14 protein-coding genes are annotated in these 18,087 nt (G+C 33.2%); 6 read left to right on the top strand and 8 right to left on the bottom strand.

The window, feature by feature from the left end; genetic code table 11:
• The first annotated feature begins 36 nt into the window (after positions 1-36).
• A complete protein-coding gene (locus tag HNQ00_RS06420; RefSeq protein ID WP_173837497.1) occupies positions 37-711 on the top strand; it encodes a polysaccharide deacetylase family protein in 675 nt (224 codons plus the stop codon).
• Position 712: 1 nt separating this feature from the next.
• Here HNQ00_RS06420 and HNQ00_RS06415 read toward each other — a convergent pair whose 3' ends face one another.
• Both HNQ00_RS06415 and HNQ00_RS06410 read right to left on the bottom strand, forming a co-directional pair.
• Positions 713-1,009, bottom strand: a complete 297-nt coding sequence (locus HNQ00_RS06415; protein WP_173837496.1) for a thioredoxin family protein — start codon at positions 1,007-1,009, stop codon at positions 713-715.
• Between the two features lie 74 nt (positions 1,010-1,083).
• Complete coding sequence (locus HNQ00_RS06410; RefSeq protein WP_173837495.1) at positions 1,084-2,316, bottom strand: metallophosphoesterase; 1,233 nt, start codon at positions 2,314-2,316, stop codon at positions 1,084-1,086.
• A 269-nt stretch (positions 2,317-2,585) separates the two neighbouring features.
• On the opposite strand from HNQ00_RS06410, the gene polA reads away from it, so the two are divergent.
• Positions 2,586-5,423, top strand: a complete 2,838-nt coding sequence (gene polA / locus HNQ00_RS06405; RefSeq protein WP_173837494.1) for a DNA polymerase I — start codon at positions 2,586-2,588, stop codon at positions 5,421-5,423.
• 77 nt (positions 5,424-5,500) lie between these two features.
• Here the strand turns inward: polA and HNQ00_RS06400 are convergent, their stop codons facing one another.
• Positions 5,501-6,523 (bottom strand): LacI family DNA-binding transcriptional regulator, encoded by a 1,023-nt coding sequence (locus HNQ00_RS06400; RefSeq protein WP_173837493.1) that lies wholly within the window; start codon positions 6,521-6,523, stop codon positions 5,501-5,503.
• A 328-nt stretch (positions 6,524-6,851) separates the two neighbouring features.
• On the opposite strand from HNQ00_RS06400, the gene rplM reads away from it, so the two are divergent.
• From rplM to tsf, 4 genes are all read left to right on the top strand, one after another.
• Complete coding sequence (gene rplM / locus HNQ00_RS06395) at positions 6,852-7,307, top strand: 50S ribosomal protein L13 (protein ID WP_066333626.1); 456 nt, start codon at positions 6,852-6,854, stop codon at positions 7,305-7,307.
• Positions 7,307-7,693 carry a 30S ribosomal protein S9 gene (rpsI, locus tag HNQ00_RS06390; protein WP_173837492.1) on the top strand — a complete coding sequence of 129 codons (387 nt, stop codon included), beginning with the start codon at positions 7,307-7,309 and terminating at the stop codon, positions 7,691-7,693. The genes rplM and rpsI overlap by 1 nt, the downstream gene beginning before the upstream one ends.
• 171 nt (positions 7,694-7,864) lie before the next feature.
• Positions 7,865-8,659 (top strand): 30S ribosomal protein S2, encoded by a 795-nt coding sequence (gene rpsB, locus HNQ00_RS06385; RefSeq protein ID WP_173837491.1) that lies wholly within the window; start codon positions 7,865-7,867, stop codon positions 8,657-8,659.
• A gap of 112 nt (positions 8,660-8,771) precedes the next feature.
• Positions 8,772-9,596: a translation elongation factor Ts gene (gene tsf / locus HNQ00_RS06380; RefSeq protein ID WP_173837490.1), complete on the top strand. Its 825-nt coding sequence runs from the start codon at positions 8,772-8,774 to the stop codon at positions 9,594-9,596.
• 124 nt (positions 9,597-9,720) lie between these two features.
• Here the strand turns inward: tsf and HNQ00_RS06375 are convergent, their stop codons facing one another.
• From HNQ00_RS06375 to HNQ00_RS06355, 5 genes are all read right to left on the bottom strand, one after another.
• Entirely contained in the window at positions 9,721-12,225 is a 2,505-nt protein-coding gene (locus HNQ00_RS06375) for a carboxypeptidase-like regulatory domain-containing protein (RefSeq protein WP_173837489.1), read from the bottom strand.
• 84 nt (positions 12,226-12,309) lie between these two features.
• Entirely contained in the window at positions 12,310-12,969 is a 660-nt protein-coding gene (locus HNQ00_RS06370; RefSeq protein WP_173837488.1) for a GLPGLI family protein, read from the bottom strand.
• Between the two features lies 1 nt (position 12,970).
• Positions 12,971-13,738, bottom strand: a complete 768-nt coding sequence (locus HNQ00_RS06365) for a GLPGLI family protein (RefSeq protein WP_173837487.1) — start codon at positions 13,736-13,738, stop codon at positions 12,971-12,973.
• A 671-nt stretch (positions 13,739-14,409) separates the two neighbouring features.
• On the bottom strand, positions 14,410-16,668 hold the full coding sequence (locus HNQ00_RS06360) for a TonB-dependent receptor (protein ID WP_173837486.1): 2,259 nt from the start codon (positions 16,666-16,668) through the stop codon (positions 14,410-14,412).
• A gap of 465 nt (positions 16,669-17,133) precedes the next feature.
• On the bottom strand, positions 17,134-17,943 hold the full coding sequence (locus tag HNQ00_RS06355; protein ID WP_173837485.1) for a GLPGLI family protein: 810 nt from the start codon (positions 17,941-17,943) through the stop codon (positions 17,134-17,136).
• Between the last annotated feature and the right edge of the window lie 144 nt (positions 17,944-18,087).

Here is an 18,087-nt window from a genome sequence, read left to right as displayed (position 1 = left end):
TTTTTAACTTTAAGTCTATCAAAACAAATCGTGAAAATGAATTTATATTGGGTTAAAACAAACGCATTTATCCGAAAGCTATTTTCTAATTATATTTGGCTACTGCCAAATAATGACAAGAAAATATACTTGACGTTTGATGACGGACCTATTCCAGAAATAACTGAATGGATACTCGAAGAATTACGCATACATAATGCTAAGGCAACTTTCTTTTGTATCGGAAAAAATGTAGAAGCAAATCCTGAACTTTTTGAGAAAATAGTTACTCAAGGACATAGCATAGGAAACCATACCCACAATCACTTAAATGGATGGAAATCAAACACCTCAGATTATCTAGAGAACTTTCAAGATTGTGAAAAAACGCTTGCAAGGTGTAGCGAAAAATTAAACTATGCTCTACCTAAGTTTTTCCGTCCGCCTTATGGCAAGATAAAAAAAAGTCAGGCTAAGAAAATAAAAAATAAAGGCTATAAAATTATAATGTGGGATATTGTGAGTGGCGATTTTGATCGCAACATATCGCAAGAGAAATGTTTGAACAATATTATAAAAAATATTGAAGCAGGAAGTATTGTTGTATTTCATGACAGCTTAAAAGCATATAGAAATCTTAAATATGCACTACCTAAGGTTTTAGCATACTTACAAGACAACAATTTTAAATGTGTGCAACTTGATACAAAAAATGTACCAGCAAGGAAGTAAACTATATTTTTTCTTTTAATATACTTATTAGCGTGTTTGCATCCAATTCTCCAGAATGCCTCCAGATCATCTCTCCTTCTTTGTAAATCATCAAAGTAGGCAATCCTTTTATGCGTAATGCAATAGCAAGCTCGTGATTTTTATCCACGTCAATTTTAATGACTTTCGCCTTATCCCCTACTGCTGCCGCAACATCCTTAATTACAGGATCCATAGACATAGAAGACTCGTTCCAATCTGTATAAAAATCGATTAACACAGGAATCTGTGTGCTTATAAGTTCTCCGAATTTTGACATAAGACCAAAAATTTTATTATTTAAATCTATTCAATCAATAGATATTAAGTTACAAATGTAGCATATTTAACGTATTATGCTACTCTCTCTCCTTTTTTTAGCTCAATTACAGTAATTTCAGGCATAATTCCTACTCTTCCAGGATAAGCATGAAATCCAAAGCCTCTATTCACATAAACGTAACGACCTAGATTTTCATATAGTCCAGCCCATTGCGCATAAACATATTGCGCTAAACTCCACTTAAAATAACCGGGTATCTCTATACCAAATTGCATACCGTGGGTATGTCCTGCTAAAGTTAAATGAAAGTTCTTATCATGATTTTTTATTTCATAATCCCAGTGACTAGGATCATGACTCATTAAAACCTTAAAATCTGTAGTAGCAACACCTTGTGATGCTTTATTAATATCACCTGCCTTTTTAAAGTTATGCCCCCAATTTTCTACACCAATAAGTGCAAAACGATCAGTACCTTTTTCTATGTACGTATGTTCGTTTAAAAGCAATTTAAAATCAATTTGACCATAAAGCCCTTTTATAGCTTTAAAATTAGCTTCTTTTTCTTGCTCGTTTGGCCATGTTACATATTCTCCATAATCATGATTTCCTAGCACCGCATATTTTCCGTAGGCATGCTTTTTTATTCGATTAAAAGTATCAATCCAAGGATACATCTCCTTAGCATGTGTATTAACGATATCCCCAGTGAACAAAATCATATCAGAGTCTTGTTCGTTTACTAGGTCAATTGCATAATTAATCTTCTCAGCATTATCAAAACTTCCACTATGCACATCAGATATTTGCGTAATCTTAAATCCATCAAATGCCTCGGGTAAATCTGGGAAGTAAATACGCTGTTTAATCACCTTATAATTATACTTACCCACAGTGACACCATATATTAAAGAAGCAAATGGAATCGCTGCTAACCCTAAACCTATTTGGCTTATAAATTTTCTTCTCGAATTCAAAAATTCAAAATTTTCGCTTTGCATAAAAAATCGCGTAGAGCCAGATCCTACTCTAAAAATGTCTTCACCAAGCATAAACAATGTTAGTATCAACTTAGGCGTGTATAGGATTAAAAACAAAGCCATAGTAATCATGGTTTGCTGAGTTTGCCCCACTGATCTATCAAATTGTGTGAAAGAATACACGATGTACAGCAACGCTATAGCACTAAGAATTTGATAAGTAAGTATCGCCCATTTTGGCTTTATCAATGTCTTCACAGCCTGAAAAGCATAAAGTTCGATAAAAAACAAAAAAAGTGTCAGAAAGAAAATACGAAAAACCATTATAAATTATTTTTCGGCAAAATAACAAATTAACAATTCAGTTATGGTTAATGTTAATCAATATTTAACTAAAATTCACTTTAATTACTACTACCGTCAAATTGCGATTATCAATTGCATCCGCATTTACATGATCAGGTAGACGGTCATACATTCGAACAAAATTAATTCTTGAAAACAGGCTAAGATGCCCATACTATAAATTAACCGTGAGATTGCACTATGTGTTTTAAGTTTTGTACTTTTGAAATCTTTACAAAAACTCAATTATGTCACAACAAAAACGCCTTTTCTTACTCGATGCTTACGCCTTAATTTTTCGTGGGTATTACGCCTTTATAAAAAACCCTAGAATCAACTCTAAAGGAATGGATACTTCTGCCATTATGGGCTTTATGAATTCCTTAATGGACGTTATAAAAAGAGAAAAACCAGATCATTTAGCAGTGGCATTTGACAAAGGCGGAAGTGAATTAAGAAACGAACTGTTCCCTGAATACAAAGCCAATCGCGACGCCACTCCTGAAGCTATAAAAATCGCGGTTCCTTATATTCAAGATTTATTGAGAGCAATGCATATTCCTATTATCGAAGTTTCTGGCTTTGAAGCCGATGACTTAATAGGTACGATTGCAAAACAAGCAGAAAAAGAAAATTATAAGGTTTACATGGTAACACCCGATAAGGATTTTGCTCAGTTAGTATCTGAAAATATTTTCATGTACAAGCCGGCTCGAATGGGTAACGGAATCGAAATATGGGGAATTCCAGAAGTGCTAGCAAAGTTTGAGATTGAAAGACCAGAACAAGTTATCGACTACCTTGGAATGATGGGAGATTCAGCAGATAATATTCCGGGATTGCCTGGAGTAGGTGAGAAAACTGCAAAGAAATTTCTAGCCGAATACGGTTCCATGGAAAACCTTCTAGCCAATACCCATGAATTAAAAGGAGCGATAAAAACTAAAATCGAAGCCAATAAAGAACTGGGATTACTCTCTAAAAGATTAGCTACTATTTTATTAGACTGCCCCGTAACATTTAATGAAAGTGATTACGAGCTGTCGACTCCTGATGTAGAAAAAACGGATGCTTTATTCAATGAGCTAGAGTTTAGAAGGATGGCTGAGCAATTTGACGCCATCTTTAAAAAAGGAGGTGCAGATAGTGGTAATAATCCTTCAGATGCGGCATTATATAAAAAACCGCAACCAAGAAATGACGATCAATTTGATTTATTTGCTAGCGCTACGACTAATGAAGCAGCCACTGAAATTCATCAACAATTTTACAGCACACTAGAAAACACACCACACTCTTACCAAATTATACAGGGTGAACTAGGACTTAAATTGTTATTACAAAATATCCAAAAGCAAACTGCGGTATGTTTTGATACAGAAACTACTGGTTTAAATGCCTTACATGCAGAATTAGTAGGGATCTCATTTTCTTATGAAAAAGGAAAAGCTTTTTACGTTCCGTTTCCTGAAAACCAAGAGGAAGCACAAGTTTTAATCAATCGCTTTATTCCTTTTTTCGAAAATGAAAATATCGAGAAAATTGGACAAAATTTAAAATACGATCTAAAGATTTTATCGAATTATAATATCGTTGTCAAAGGAAAATTATTTGACACTATGATCGCGCATTATCTTATCAATCCTGATATGCGTCACAATATGGATATTCTATCGGAAACGTATTTGAAATATTCCCCTAAATCTATTGAAGCATTGATAGGTAAAAAAGGAAAAAACCAAAAATCGATGCGCGATATTCCCTTAGAGGAAGTAAAAGAATACGCTGCCGAAGATGCTGATGTTACGTTTCAACTAAAGGAATTATTTGCAATTGAATTAGAAAAAACAGCGACGAAGAAATTATTCGAAGAAATCGAAATTCCGTTAGTCGAAGTTTTAGCTAGTATGGAAAAAGAGGGTATTCGCTTAGATACTGAATTTTTAAACTCCTTATCTGAGGATTTGAATAATGATATAAAAACATTAGAAGCAACAATATATGAGGTCGCCGGCGAGCAATTTAACCTAGCTTCTCCTAAACAGCTTGGTGATATATTATTTGATAAATTAAAAATTGGTGGTGCAAAACAAAAGAAAACTAAAACCGGTCAATACGCTACTGGCGAAGAAGTTTTAAGTTACTTAGCGCTAGAGCACCAGATCGTAAAAGACATATTAGAGTGGCGACAATTAAACAAGTTAAAAACTACTTACGTTGATGCTTTGCCAACTCAGGTTGACCCTGACACTTTGCGCGTACATACTGATTACATGCAAACAGTTGCCGCAACAGGAAGGTTGAGCTCGAATAATCCTAACTTACAAAATATTCCTATTCGAACAGAGAGAGGGCGCCAAATTAGGAAAGCCTTTGTAGCTCGTGATGAAAATTACACATTAATATCTGCCGATTATTCCCAAATTGAATTGCGCGTAATTGCCGCTTTGAGTGGTGAAGAAAACATGATTGCTGCTTTCAATAATAACGAAGACATTCATAAATCTACAGCTTCAAAAGTATTTAATGTACCTTTAGAAGAAGTAACTCGTGAACAACGTAGTCATGCTAAAACAGTGAATTTTGGGATTATATACGGTGTTTCGGCTTTTGGACTATCCAATCAAACTGATTTATCTCGCGCAGAAAGTGCCGCATTAATCGAGGCCTATTATAAAAGCTACCCTCGCTTAAAATCATACATCTCAGAGCAAGTAGAATTTGCTAGAGACAATGGATATGTGCAAACTATATTGGGGAGACGTCGTTATTTAAAAGATATTAATTCGCAAAACGCTATCGTTAGAGGTGGCGCAGAGCGTAATGCAGTAAACGCACCTATTCAGGGAAGCGCTGCTGATATTATTAAAATCGCAATGATTAACATTCATAATAAATTGAAATCAGAGAACTGGAAGTCAAAAATGCTACTACAAGTACATGATGAATTGGTCTTTGATGTTCACAATGATGAACTAGAAAAAATCCAACCGATGATCAAGCACGAAATGGAAAATGCCTTTACACTCGACGTTCCTTTAATAATTGATTTAGGAATGGGAAAAGATTGGCTAGAGGCACATTAATATCTGATCATTACGCCATAAAAAAACTCCATTTACACAAACTGTAAAAGGAGTTTTTTATATCTTAAATCGAGCTTCTAGCTTCTTGTAGATTCTCTTTCTTTCAATTTGGTTTTAATCACTACCGTTTCATAAGGAAGATTCTCTTCTTTAGAATTCAGGCGATCTATCAGCAATTTTGCAGCTACCTCTCCTATTTCTACTCCGTGCTGACTCACCGTAGTTAAACTTGGTGTTAATCTACGCGAAGCAAGGATTCCATCAGCAAACCCTATGATTGATAATTCCTCCGGAATTTTGTAACCATTTTTAATACCGTATTTTAATGCCGCTACAGAGTCTACTTCATCTAAGGCAAAAATAGCATCGATCTCCGTATTCTTAGGTATTTTGCCAATATTCTTATTTAGATCTTGCTCAGAGTCTGTTCTAATAATTATAGTTTCATTAATAGCAATGTCATTATTCTCTAAGGCTTTAAGGTAACCATTTGTACGCAGTTTACCCACACTTAAATTATCTACTGACGAAAATAAAGCAATATTTTTACAGCCTAAATCTATCAAACGTTGCGTAGAATTCAACGCAGAATTGAAATCGTCAACCACAACCTTATCGCATTCGACCCCTTCGGCAATTCGATCAAACATTACTATAGGAGTTCCATCGTTAATAATTTCGGTAAAGTGCGAATAATCATTTAATTTCTGTGCCTCTTCAGATACCGACAAAATAAAGCCATCGATGGTACCATTGCTTAACATTTCTAGCGTATTGATTTCCTTAACAATAGACTCATTAGAAATACAAGTGATGACATTATATCCATTCTCATCAGCCACCTTCTCGATACCACTAAATACTTTAGCAAAAAATGCATTCAAGATATTAGGGATAATCACTCCAATGGTTTTAGTCTTTCTATTTTTAAGGTTTAAACCAATAACGTTAGGTTTATAATTTTTAAGTTTAGCATATTCCTTAATTTTGATCTTGGTTTGATCACTAATTTCTGGACTATCATTAAGTGCCTTTGAAACCGTAGAAACAGATACATTAAGCTCTTTGGCTATTTGCTTAAGGGTCGCTTTAACTTTCATAATTATAGTATGGATTAATTGAGTAAAAAATAGATTAAAGTAAGCACTTATAAATGGTATATTCATCACATAAAGCAGCTCCTTTATTCCTTGAAAAATGCAAGGTAAAAATTTTATTGTTGATAACAAAAGTAACTTAAAAAAGGAGTTACTGCTTTTAGCCTGCTTACAAATTTTGCTAGATAATAATTTTGATAAATATACAATTGATAATCAGGCAAAACGCATAATAAAAATAATCTTTTAAGGTATTTGTATTTAAAATAATTAATTGTACTTTTGCATCCCCTTTATTGGGGACGGAATGTTTAATTAAAATTTATTTATTGTGAACGCATTAAGCTACAAGACAATTTCAGCAACAAAAGCCAACTCTACAAAAGAGTGGATCGTTGTAGACGCTGACGGTCATAACTTAGGACGTCTTGCTTCAAAAGTCGCTATGATTTTAAGAGGTAAGTACAAGCCAAGTTACACACCACACGTGGACTGTGGAGATAACGTAATCGTTATCAACTCAGAAAAAATCAACCTTACAGGTAACAAAATGGACGAAAAGATTTACATGCGTCATACAGGTTACCCAGGAGGACAAAGAACTTTAACTGCTAAAGTATTGCAAGCAAAAAACCCTGCATTATTAGTAGAAAAAGCAGTAAAAGGAATGTTACCAAAGAACAAAATTGGTGCTGAACTTTTCAGAAATTTAAATGTTGTTGTTGGTTCAGAGCACAAACAAGGAGCTCAAAAGCCTAGAACAGTTAACCTAAACGATCTTAAGTAATGGGAGTTATTCACAAAATCGGTAGAAGAAAAACCGCTGTTGCACGTGTTTATGTTTCGGAAGGAACAGGAGTAATCACTGTAAACAAAAAAGAATTCGCGACTTACTTCCCAACATCTACTTTACAGTACAAAGTTATGCAACCTATGTCTATGACAGATAATGCAACTAACTATGACGTAAAAGTAAACGTATACGGAGGTGGTTCAACTGGACAAGCAGAAGCTGTAAGAATGGCATTAGCACGTGTTATGTGTGAAATCAATGCTGAAAACAGATTAATCTTGAAACCAGAAGGTTTATTGACAAGAGATCCAAGAATGGTTGAACGTAAGAAATTCGGTCAGAAGAAAGCTCGTAAGAAATTTCAATTCTCGAAACGTTAATATTGCCTGTCTTGAGTACCTTTATTCAAGACTTATTGAATTTATTGAATTTAAAACAATGTTGTTGTTGTCTCATTGAGGTGAGAAATTAGTTTAGCATCTAAATGTATTTAGCCGAGAAATCGCCATTTATACATTGCTAATCAACAGAACGTAAACTAGTACAAAAAAATGTCAAACAAAGTAGAAGTAAAAGAATTACTAGAAGCAGGTGTTCACTTTGGACACATGACTAGAAAATGGGATCCAAACATGGCTCCTTACATTTATATGGAGCGTAATGGTATACACATTATCAATCTATATAAAACTGCAGCAAAAATTGAAGAAGCTAATGAAGCTTTGAAAAAAATCGCTGCATCAGGTAGAAAAATATTATTTGTTGCTACCAAAAAACAAGCAAAAGACATCGTTGCTGAAAAAGCAAAAGCTGCAAACATGCCTTACATCACTGAAAGATGGCCTGGTGGAATGCTAACTAACTTCGTAACTATCCGTAAAGCTGTTAAAAAAATGGCTACTATTGATAAAATGAAGAAAGATGGTACTTTCATGACACTTTCTAAGAAAGAGCGTTTACAAGTTGATCGTCTTCGTGCTAAATTAGAGAAAAATTTAGGTTCAATTTCAGATATGTCTAGATTACCAGCTGCATTATTTGTAGTTGATATCAAAGCGGAACACATCGCAATAAAAGAAGCTCAAAAATTAAACATTCCAGTTTTTGCAATGGTAGATACTAACTCTGATCCTCGTGAAGTAGAGTTCGTAATTCCATCAAATGATGATGCTTCTAAATCTATTGATAAAATCTTAACTTTAGTAACTAACGCAATCACTGAAGGTCTTTCTGATAGAGGGGCTGACAAAGATGCTGAAACTGCTGAAAAAGTAGCTCCTGCTGCAACTGAAGCTGCGGCTCCTGCTGCAACTGAAACTGCTGCTCCAGCTACTGAAGAAAAATAATAATAAATTTGAAGATTGAAAGATTTAAAGATTACTTAAAGTGTCAATGTCAAATTAGCACTATTTTTAATCTTTAAATTCTTCGATCTTTTAATCTTTTAAATAAAAAATTATGGCAACGATAACTGCTGCAGACGTAAATAAATTAAGAACAGCTACTGGTGCAGGAATGATGGACTGCAAAAAAGCATTAGTTGAAGCAGAAGGAGATTTTGATTTAGCGATCGAAAACCTTCGTAAAAAAGGACAAAAAGTAGCTGCAAATCGTTCAGATAGAGAATCTACTGAAGGAGCTGCAATTGCTGTTGTTAACGCTGACAAAACTGCTGGTGTAGTAATCACTCTAAACTGTGAGACTGACTTCGTAGGAATGAACGAAAGCTTTGTGAAAATGGCTACTGAAATGGCTAACCAAGCATTGAACTACGATTCTAAAGAAGCATTTTTAGCTTCAGATTTCAACGGAATTACTATTGCTGATAAATTAATCGAGCAAACTGGAGTTATCGGTGAGAAATTAGAAATCAGAACTTTTGAGAAATTAGAAGGTGCTTTCGTAGGATCTTACATCCACTCTGGAAACAAAATCGCTACTTTAGTATCTTTATCTGCAGCTCCTGCAGGTTCTGAAGAAGTTTCTAGAAACGTAGCTATGCAAGCTGCTGCAATGTCTCCTATCGCGTTAAACGAAGAAGGTGTTGATGCTGCAACTATCGAAAAAGAAATCGAAATCGCTAAAGATTTACTTCGTCAAGAAGGAAAACCAGAAGCTATGTTAGATAACATCGCTAAAGGTAAATTAGCTCGTTTCTTTAAAGATAACACTTTAGTGAATCAAGACTATATTAAAGATAACAAATTAAGCGTTGCTGCTTATGTTGCATCTTTAGATAAAGATCTTATCGTTACAGGATTTAAAAGAGCTTCTTTAGGTTAATCCTTAAGCAAGTTTAAAAATAGTAAACTCCATTTCAAAGCAATTTGAAATGGAGTTTTTTTTTTATAAATTTCAGACTAAGTAACTACTACTTTCTCGAACTAGAAATTAAAAGCGGATACTCTTAAAAAGAATAATTAGCTCCTAGCATCATATACCCAGGCATAATCGAAATGACCGATTCTGTAAAAAAACTTTGATTGTATGCTGTAGTTATTAGCTGACTATTTTTTAAATTCAGCATATTATTACCATTAAACAACAACTTCAAATTTTTAGCGACTATATACTGTACGTTGCCATTCAATAAATAAAGCTGATTGCTATTAAAACTTGAATCTTGATTATCAACCACAAATCCCAAATCCCATTTTAACTTATTAGTGCTTTTACCTCGTAATTTTAAAGCAATTTGATGATTTACCGTTACATTGCTAAAAGCAAATAAACTTTGTTCTAAGCGACGTCTGCTAAACTTATAGTCGACGGCAACTTGCACATTCGAATTTTTGAAATTAGAATTCACATTAATTTTACCACTAAAATTATTCGACTTAAATTCATTGCCTACTCCACTATACTCAGAGAAACCTTTTGTGGCTAAATATACTAGGGTACTTTTAATAGAGAACGGCAATTTCTTAATCTTTAAATCGTAACTAAAAATCCCTCTTAATGTCCTAGAACCAGATATTAAAGTTGCTTGATTCTCGACGTAATCCTCTTGATATATTACATTATTTGCAACTGCTTCACGATCTTCACTATAATTTAGTGATGAAAACAACACAGAATTAGTCTTTGCGTTGACATTAAAGTAATTTAAAGAGAAACTGTCTTGAGGTAAAATTTCATTATACTTTACTAAACTCTCTTTATTAATTGTTTGAAAATCTTCAATGACATCATTATTTAATAGTTGCGAGAGCAGTGGCAACCGATGACTCAAAGCGTATCCCAAGCTAACTTTGCTAAGAAAACCAAGATTATAGGATACATTCAAATTTGGCTCTATTCTAGAATAGTTAGTTTGCTCACTGTTATAAGTACTTGTAACGTTGCTATTAGTAAGTCCAGCAACAGACTGAATTTTTGATGTCCATTGTCGTGTCCAACTAATAGTAGTCTGTAGCATAGCGTTCTGTAACTCTAAATCATTTTCGAATAATGGTTCTTTATCAATGTCATTTTTGAATCGATCCCTTTGCGTCAACAAATCCAACTTTACGTTGAAGATATTTGACTTCTTAGATAGCGTGAATGAGTTATAAAAATCCAAATTACTATTCCTGTTCTTGCTTCTTTGCTGAAGCGATTGCACACCCAAATCAAACAATTCTTGATTAGCATTTAAACCTAATTTATCGCTGTTTGAATTTAAAGCATGCCTTATAATCCCTTTATACTTAATATCCTTTACGAACGAAGTTTGAACCTTAAAAACTTGCGAAAAGCTTAAGCCACTACTTCCATCTTTATACGATGTGCGATTTAATTCATTATCTAAATTTTGATTCACAGCATCGTCTGTTGGTGTAACCGTAGCAGCATAAGATATAAAGGTCGTTGCCGATTTATTAAACTCCCACTTCACAGCAGTATTATTTAATAAGTAAGACGCTTTCTTTCGATCAAAAAAAGAGAGACCATTGTTTTCCTCACCCAAATTTGTTTGCGTTTTATAATTCTCTTCTAATAAATTTGCTGCATTAAAAGTGTTAGAAAACGTGATTTTTGACCGGGGCGAAACAAGATTTGTATAAGTAAGCCCAAGGAACTTATTGTTTTTTTCTTTGTAAAAAGGCGTAGGATTTAAGAATGAAGGTACTGCTATATCATGTAATCGATTTAACTCAGGACTGTCATCTACAGCAGTTTTCATCTGGCTGTAATCCTCAATTGAAATAGGTACGTTACCAATAGTATTGTAATCAGAGATAATCGCTAAATTACCCTTTTTAAAAAATTTAAATGAATTAGAATGAAAACGCACTGCCTTTTTACCGCCATAACCTAGCTCGATATCAGATACCCATTTACTTTTATAAGAATCTTTAGTTTTTAAATTTAGCGCCACCCCTTTGTCACCTCCAGAAGCGATAGCAATGCCGGAATAATTGGTGTACAAATCAATCCCTTCAATCATATCAGCATTGATATTTTGAGTGGCCATTTGATGTTTGTTACCAAAAAACTCATTACCATCAATCAATACATTATTAATCTTCTCTCCTTTATAGAAAACTTTACCATCAGTATTTACCTCAAGACCAGGAAGCTTATTTATAACATCCTCGATTTTATTTTCGGTTCCATCAACAACAGCTTTTAGGTTGTACGAAATACTATCTCCTCTAATTCGCATTATTTTAGGTCGCGCCTTAATAATAACATCTTCGAGCTGGTTTAGCTCCGGCAGCATCTCAAAAGTTAATAAGGCATCTTTCTCTATTATAATTTGGACCACAACAACGCTGAAACCTAATTTCTTAAGGGTTATAGTGTAGGTACCGGCAGGCAGGCTTTTAATAAATACACCATCAGTATTAGTAGCACCAAAAGCAACTTGCTGTTCTCCTTGTGATAGAAGCACAATAACTCTAGAAAGAGGTTCTTTTTGTTGATTCAAAATTGTAATACCCAATTTATTTTGCGAAAATAAAAGCACTGGGAACAGTAGAAAGAGAAGTTGTTTTAAATTCAAATTACAGGTCTATAAAAATTTTGTAATGAGTGGCTGATTCTTCTCCACCTTAATTGCTTTACCAAAGGCGTGTCCATACTGATATTCTAAAATAACGCCATTTACAAATGGAAGCTTATCCGGACTAGCAACTCCTGGCAAGGCCTTTGTAAAGTACACTGTCAGTTGCTGGTTTTTATAAACACCAATCGCTTCTACACAAGAATATCCCAAAATATTTTTTTTATTATTGGTATACTTCCAAGAGGTTTTAGGCAATTTCTCAGTGGTCACCTTATTATTAATGGTTTCTTTATAGCTATTTGTTTTATAATCTTTTATTATTTTTAACGGTGTGTAGCTAGTTGACACAGACATATTACTAACAAATTGCACATCGCTTTTTGGATCATCTACTTTAGTAATTCCTTTACTAACTTCTTTTTGTTCATGTGCTGTAATTTCATAATAAACTTTATTTCCTTGAATTGTCATAGTCGACGCTCGCTTACTACTCTGGACCAATGTTAAAGCACGTTCTCTAATATATTCTGGCAATCCCTTAACAGCATCTTCTTTCAAAATCGTTTGCCTTTCGAATGCAATTTTAATACCTGATTGGGCATTACTTTGTATAAAAAACAAACTACATACAATAGCTAAGCCTACTTTTTTCAATATATATTTCATCTTAATTATCATTTTTTATGCGTACTGAATAGCTTTCATGTTTAACTCCTGCATCATCAACATATGATTGTGGCTCCAAATATTTTGCTTGTAATATATCCAATTCTTTCTTACTGATGAAAAGGGCATTATTAGGTACAGGAGCAATGGGCATATCATCAAAGAATTCTATTTTAGTTGCGTAAACCACTTTTTTATTAGATTCCATGCTCAGCACTAATCCAGGTATATCGATTGGTGTCATTGGACCGTCAATTACAGCTATGTCCTGTGTATACCAGTATTGAATAGTGTCCTTATTTGATCTTAATGCATATGCCGATAAACAATTATATCCATCGATAATTTTAGTTTTACCATCGTAATGTAACACCTCTTTTTCAAATGGTGCTTCTACAAAATACTCTTCGTTGCTAACAGTCGTGCTAGTAATACTACTTTCCTTTTTAAAATCTTTTAAAAACCAGACTTTAAAAGGTTTAAATATCATACCTAAATTTTGATGCGTTGCTGTACTTTTCTCATTCGAGGCAATAACTTTTTCTTTAGTATTGACACTTTCGTATAAAGAAAGATCCCCGTTGTTAGTCAATTGAAGATAGGTGGGTGCGGTCATAAAGCTTTTTAACTCTTCCCTACTGTCTTCTGGAATTTGATTAAAAAAACTATCATTGTAAATAAACTTCTGCTCATAAGAAACCTTGATTGTCTTTTGAGCTACTGACAGAATAGGAATAAGTAAAGAAAAAAATAATAAATATGATTTCATGGTAAGATAATTTAAAAAGGAGTGGTAAACCATTCCCTAATATGTGAACTTAATATTAATTAACAATAGCGGTAAAACCATCATCGCATTTAACTAAAGTTGCTTTATGAAATGTCAGAATTATTCCTCCGCGGCCATCACCTATCGCACTTGACCATCTAATAGTACTAGTTTCACAACCGTCTAAAATTTGACCTTCTACTATATTTGATTCTGCCGATTTGGACAAACTTGAAGATGTCTCAAAATCCGTAGCTGTTTCAGATGAGTTTTTCTCCCCTGCTAACGAAGTTAAAGAAAAAGCAACTAATAAAGTTGCACTTAGTAAGAATTTTTTTATGATTTATACTTTTTAGGTTTGTTCCTTGTTAAACTATTTTAACAAGTGGTTATGGACGTCCGAGAACAAAGCAAAAAAAAAGAACGATTAAACCTAATTATTTTACTACAAAAATAAAATTATTTTTAATATTAAACTTACAATCTAGAAAACACAAGGCTTCGCAAAGCACCGATAATCTATTCTTTGTGAATAAAACTAATTTAAAACTTTTAAAAAACCACAAAACAATATTAAATTGTAACTAGAACTACTCCAACTTTAATTTCACGACAATTCGAATCACAAATTACTGACTAAAAATCTATCTCAAAGAGGGTATCATTTTGACTTAAAAACGATACTCCATTTTAAGCAACACATACCTAGGAACTAATCGATACTCTGTTTGCGAAATACTGATATCCGAAACACTGTAGTTTTTGAAAGTTTGGGTATTAAAAAGGTTGTTTCCAGAAAGGAAAAAAGTGAGCTTATTCGGTTTTACCACATAGCGAGCCTCGACATCTACAAAATAATATTGATTACTCCCTTTGTTTAAATTTCCAAAAAAGTAGCGCTCTCCTTGCACTTGCACATTGAACGTATCATTAAACTGCATCGACAAGTCTAGAAAACTCATATTATCCGTGAAATCGTTTTTTATAGTAGTTTTGACTTGGTTATAATTCCATTTTGAACCCAGGTGATAATTAAAAAGCCCTTTAAATCCTGACCTTAGCTCAAAACCATAATCAGCGCCTAGATTAGTGACTTCTCTTAAGTTGGTGTTGTTTACACTATTCTTAAAGTTGCTTTTATTTGCTCCTAGTGTCAATTTTAAATTGGACTGTATTGATTTAAAGTACCTATCAATACTTGAGGACATAGAGATAAATTCTCTATCCTTAATAATGATTTTTTCAGCCTGCGAATAATTTTGAGTTATGATCGAATTAGTAGTATAAAAATCATTATTCTTAGAATACAATAGAAAGCTATTAGCAAAAAACTTGTCGCCCCAACTACCAAAAGTGTAATTTAAAATTGCAGAAGAGGAACTTAATTGATTAAAACCATCGAGTCCTTTTGAAAGCGAACGAAAACCAGTTTGCACAAAGCCTGAATACACATCCAAAACACCCGCGTTGGTCTTATTCAAGGTGTAGCTCGTCATGATCTTATTCTTTTCATTTATTTTCCAATCTGTACCTATTTTTGGAATAATAAAAAATGGACTTTCGTTTCTACTAACATCAAAATTTTCTATCCGATTAAATAATTGGTGAAAATCAGATTGCGTGAGTATTGAGAAATTGTTGAGCTTAAAACGGTACTTGACTGAGGCATACAAATCTGTGGTGCCATACTTTAAATTATTTTGATAACCGTTAGGATTCATCGTACTAGATTGGCTATCCACTAATTCAAAACGAGTATTTAAATGGTCTAATCTAAACTGACTCCCGCCCTTTAATTCTAGTAAATCTCCATTTTCTCTTTTATCTAACAGATGCCCCTCTACTCCAGCAAATTGCATACTATTCTCTGAAAATTGCTTTGTATCATTTGCGTTTACTGAAAATAAATCTTGAAAAAGAAACTGATTAGTCGAATAATTCTGTGGCGTTTTTTCATTGATATATCGACCTGAAAGTACAAAAACTTTCTTGTCCTTAAACTTATCCGTAAAAACTATTTTTTGATCAAAAAGCTGATTATTCAAATTTAATCGCTCGTTTAACAAATCAGTATTAAAAAGTAAATCACTGCTATTTTTTTCGTCGGTTTTATTAAATTTACCAGTGTATTCGAGTGTTTTATTTTTAGAGATATCGTAGGTTAAATCTATTTTTCCAAAACCTGTCACCTTAGTTTTTCTTCCTACAAAATCTTCTGTGTTTTGAAAACGCGTTGTTCCTGCGGCGAAGGTTTCAAAGCTATTCCTAAAAAAATCATTTTCATCCGTATTTAAAAACCCTAATGTCTTTATTTTCACTTTATCTGAAAATGTGAAAATGCTATTTAGTGAAAGGGTCTCTGCATTATTAAAATTAACTCTCTTCAGTTTCAAGTCAGGTAAGTCAGCAGCCAAACCTAATAAACTAGTAGCGCTTTGATTATCACCAATACTGCCCGGCTCATCAAATCGTAGAGGTCGCACTAACATATTGATGTCCCCCACGGCGTCAAAACCTACATTGTTAACATTAGTAAAAAAATAATGTTTCGCTTTTTTACCAAAGTTCATTAGATTGGCTCTAAAGTCATATCTGTTTTCTGATACTAAGCCATAGCCTCCAGCAGCATTTCCAAACCAAATACGCTTGGCATCTTCTTTTAAAGTGAGATTTAATGCTACTTTATTACTGTTTTCAATACCTTTTAAATGTTTATTATTGGAATAATTTTGATAAAGCTCAACCTTATCAATTGGACTTACAGGCATGTTTTTAGTAAGCAATTTATATCCTTTTTCAAAAAAATCATCTCCATCAATCATGACTTTTTCAATTTCCTGGTTGCCAATTTTTATAGTTCCTTTGACATCAATATTTAATCCAGGTATTTTTTTCAATAAATCTTCTACTACTTGCTCATTTCCTTGCAAAAACGATTTTGCATCAAAAACAATAGTGTCTTTTTTGATAAATATTGGCTTTTTTATATCAAGTACTATTTCTTTAAGTTCTATTGGCTTCGTCTGCAGTATGAGCCCATCAAGGTCAACTAAATTTGTTTTATTATTAATTAAATCTTGTTTTCATCATAACCGATTGCCCTGAAAACTAAAAATTTTCTAGTACTATCATAAACTTCAAATGAAAAAGATCCATTTTTATTTGTAGAAGCGTAGTTAAGCAAATCCTCGCTTTCGTTCATTAGCAAAACGCTTACATTCTGCATATTTACATTTTCGCTATTCTTTACGCTACCTTTAATTAAAGTTTGAGAAAAAACTGTGCTGCTCAGGATAAGAAAGAAAATAGTAGCGTACACTGTTTTACTATTGATAAGCAATTTTTTAAGCTTTTGTTTATTATGACTAATACTAAAAAAAATAAAGCGCATACTTTTAATTAAATTGCATTTCTGTGCGATACTCATTTATAGGTTCTTTATCAAACTCAAAAGTAGTAGTCATCCCAAATTGAGCACCTCTACCGCCGCTTCTTGACTTAATTGTTTGAATTTTATCTTGAATTTTTTTTACTATTTTAGTATCAAAATCTTTAAATGAAATATCCTCAAACCTTGAATCATTTTGAACTTTGACTAGAATCTCTTTTTCGGAAACATGGCTATTATAAGAAACCGTTTTCGCCTGCCATTTATAAACTTCTTTTACATCATCAACTTCTAGAATAAGACCCGGGAGACCATTAAATTTCCAAGGACCAAGCGAGACAGGAATTTCCATAGTGTACCAAGCATAATAGGTTCTACCTCTAAATTCAACAGAAGCTTTTTTACAGTCGTATTCTCCTATTTTTTTTCCTTCATTTAATAATTTCCAGTTCATTTTTGGCAGAGGTTCTTGAACAGCAAAGTAACCATCTATATATAGATTTTCAAAAACTCTTTCAGTTAATAAATTGTTTGCTCTGTCAATAATAATTTCTGGTAATAATTCTTTCTTGTCACTACCTTTTGTGAACATTAAAGCATTTTCATTAGAGACCAAATTATCTGTTATTTTATTTTGCACCACTGAATTGTAATACGAGGTATTTTTTGAAACAAGTAATGTTCCTAAATCTAAATTTATAAAACCCTGAGTATATATTCGATATTCGTCGTATTCGACTTTTAAAATTGCATCGTTAGCACTTTGGCTAAAACAAAATTGTGACAATAAAACCACTCCAAAAATTAATTTTTTCATTTATTTTATTTTTACTAAAGGCAGTCTTATGACCAGCTTATGTGTTTAAACAATGTTTATTGAATAATATAAGCACTTATATCTTTCATTTCATAAGTTGTCAATGGTTACCTGATAACATTCAGGTCTTGAGTCACTATGATC

The organism is Flavobacterium aeripolare, from assembly GCF_013294025.1.
Lineage (GTDB): Bacteria > Bacteroidota > Bacteroidia > Flavobacteriales > Flavobacteriaceae > Flavobacterium.
Note: the sequence above shows the minus strand (reverse complement) of the source record. Positions and strands in the feature narration are given on the sequence as shown.

Bases quoted from the DNA above. Each gene is read 5' to 3' on its own strand.
- HNQ00_RS06355 (WP_173837485.1), bottom strand. From the start codon at position 17,943: ATGAAAAAATTAATTTTTGGAGTGGTTTTATTGTCACAATTTTGTTTT.
- HNQ00_RS06415 (WP_173837496.1), bottom strand. From the start codon at position 1,009: ATGTCAAAATTCGGAGAACTTATAAGCACACAGATTCCTGTGTTAATC.
- HNQ00_RS06365 (WP_173837487.1), bottom strand. From the start codon at position 13,738: ATGAAATCATATTTATTATTTTTTTCTTTACTTATTCCTATTCTGTCA.
- rpsI (WP_173837492.1), top strand. From the start codon at position 7,307: ATGGGAGTTATTCACAAAATCGGTAGAAGAAAAACCGCTGTTGCACGT.
- polA (WP_173837494.1), top strand. From the start codon at position 2,586: ATGTCACAACAAAAACGCCTTTTCTTACTCGATGCTTACGCCTTAATT.
- HNQ00_RS06410 (WP_173837495.1), bottom strand. From the start codon at position 2,316: ATGGTTTTTCGTATTTTCTTTCTGACACTTTTTTTGTTTTTTATCGAA.
- tsf (WP_173837490.1), top strand. From the start codon at position 8,772: ATGGCAACGATAACTGCTGCAGACGTAAATAAATTAAGAACAGCTACT.
- HNQ00_RS06400 (WP_173837493.1), bottom strand. From the start codon at position 6,523: ATGAAAGTTAAAGCGACCCTTAAGCAAATAGCCAAAGAGCTTAATGTA.
- HNQ00_RS06420 (WP_173837497.1), top strand. From the start codon at position 37: ATGAATTTATATTGGGTTAAAACAAACGCATTTATCCGAAAGCTATTT.
- HNQ00_RS06370 (WP_173837488.1), bottom strand. From the start codon at position 12,969: ATGAAATATATATTGAAAAAAGTAGGCTTAGCTATTGTATGTAGTTTG.
- rpsB (WP_173837491.1), top strand. From the start codon at position 7,865: ATGTCAAACAAAGTAGAAGTAAAAGAATTACTAGAAGCAGGTGTTCAC.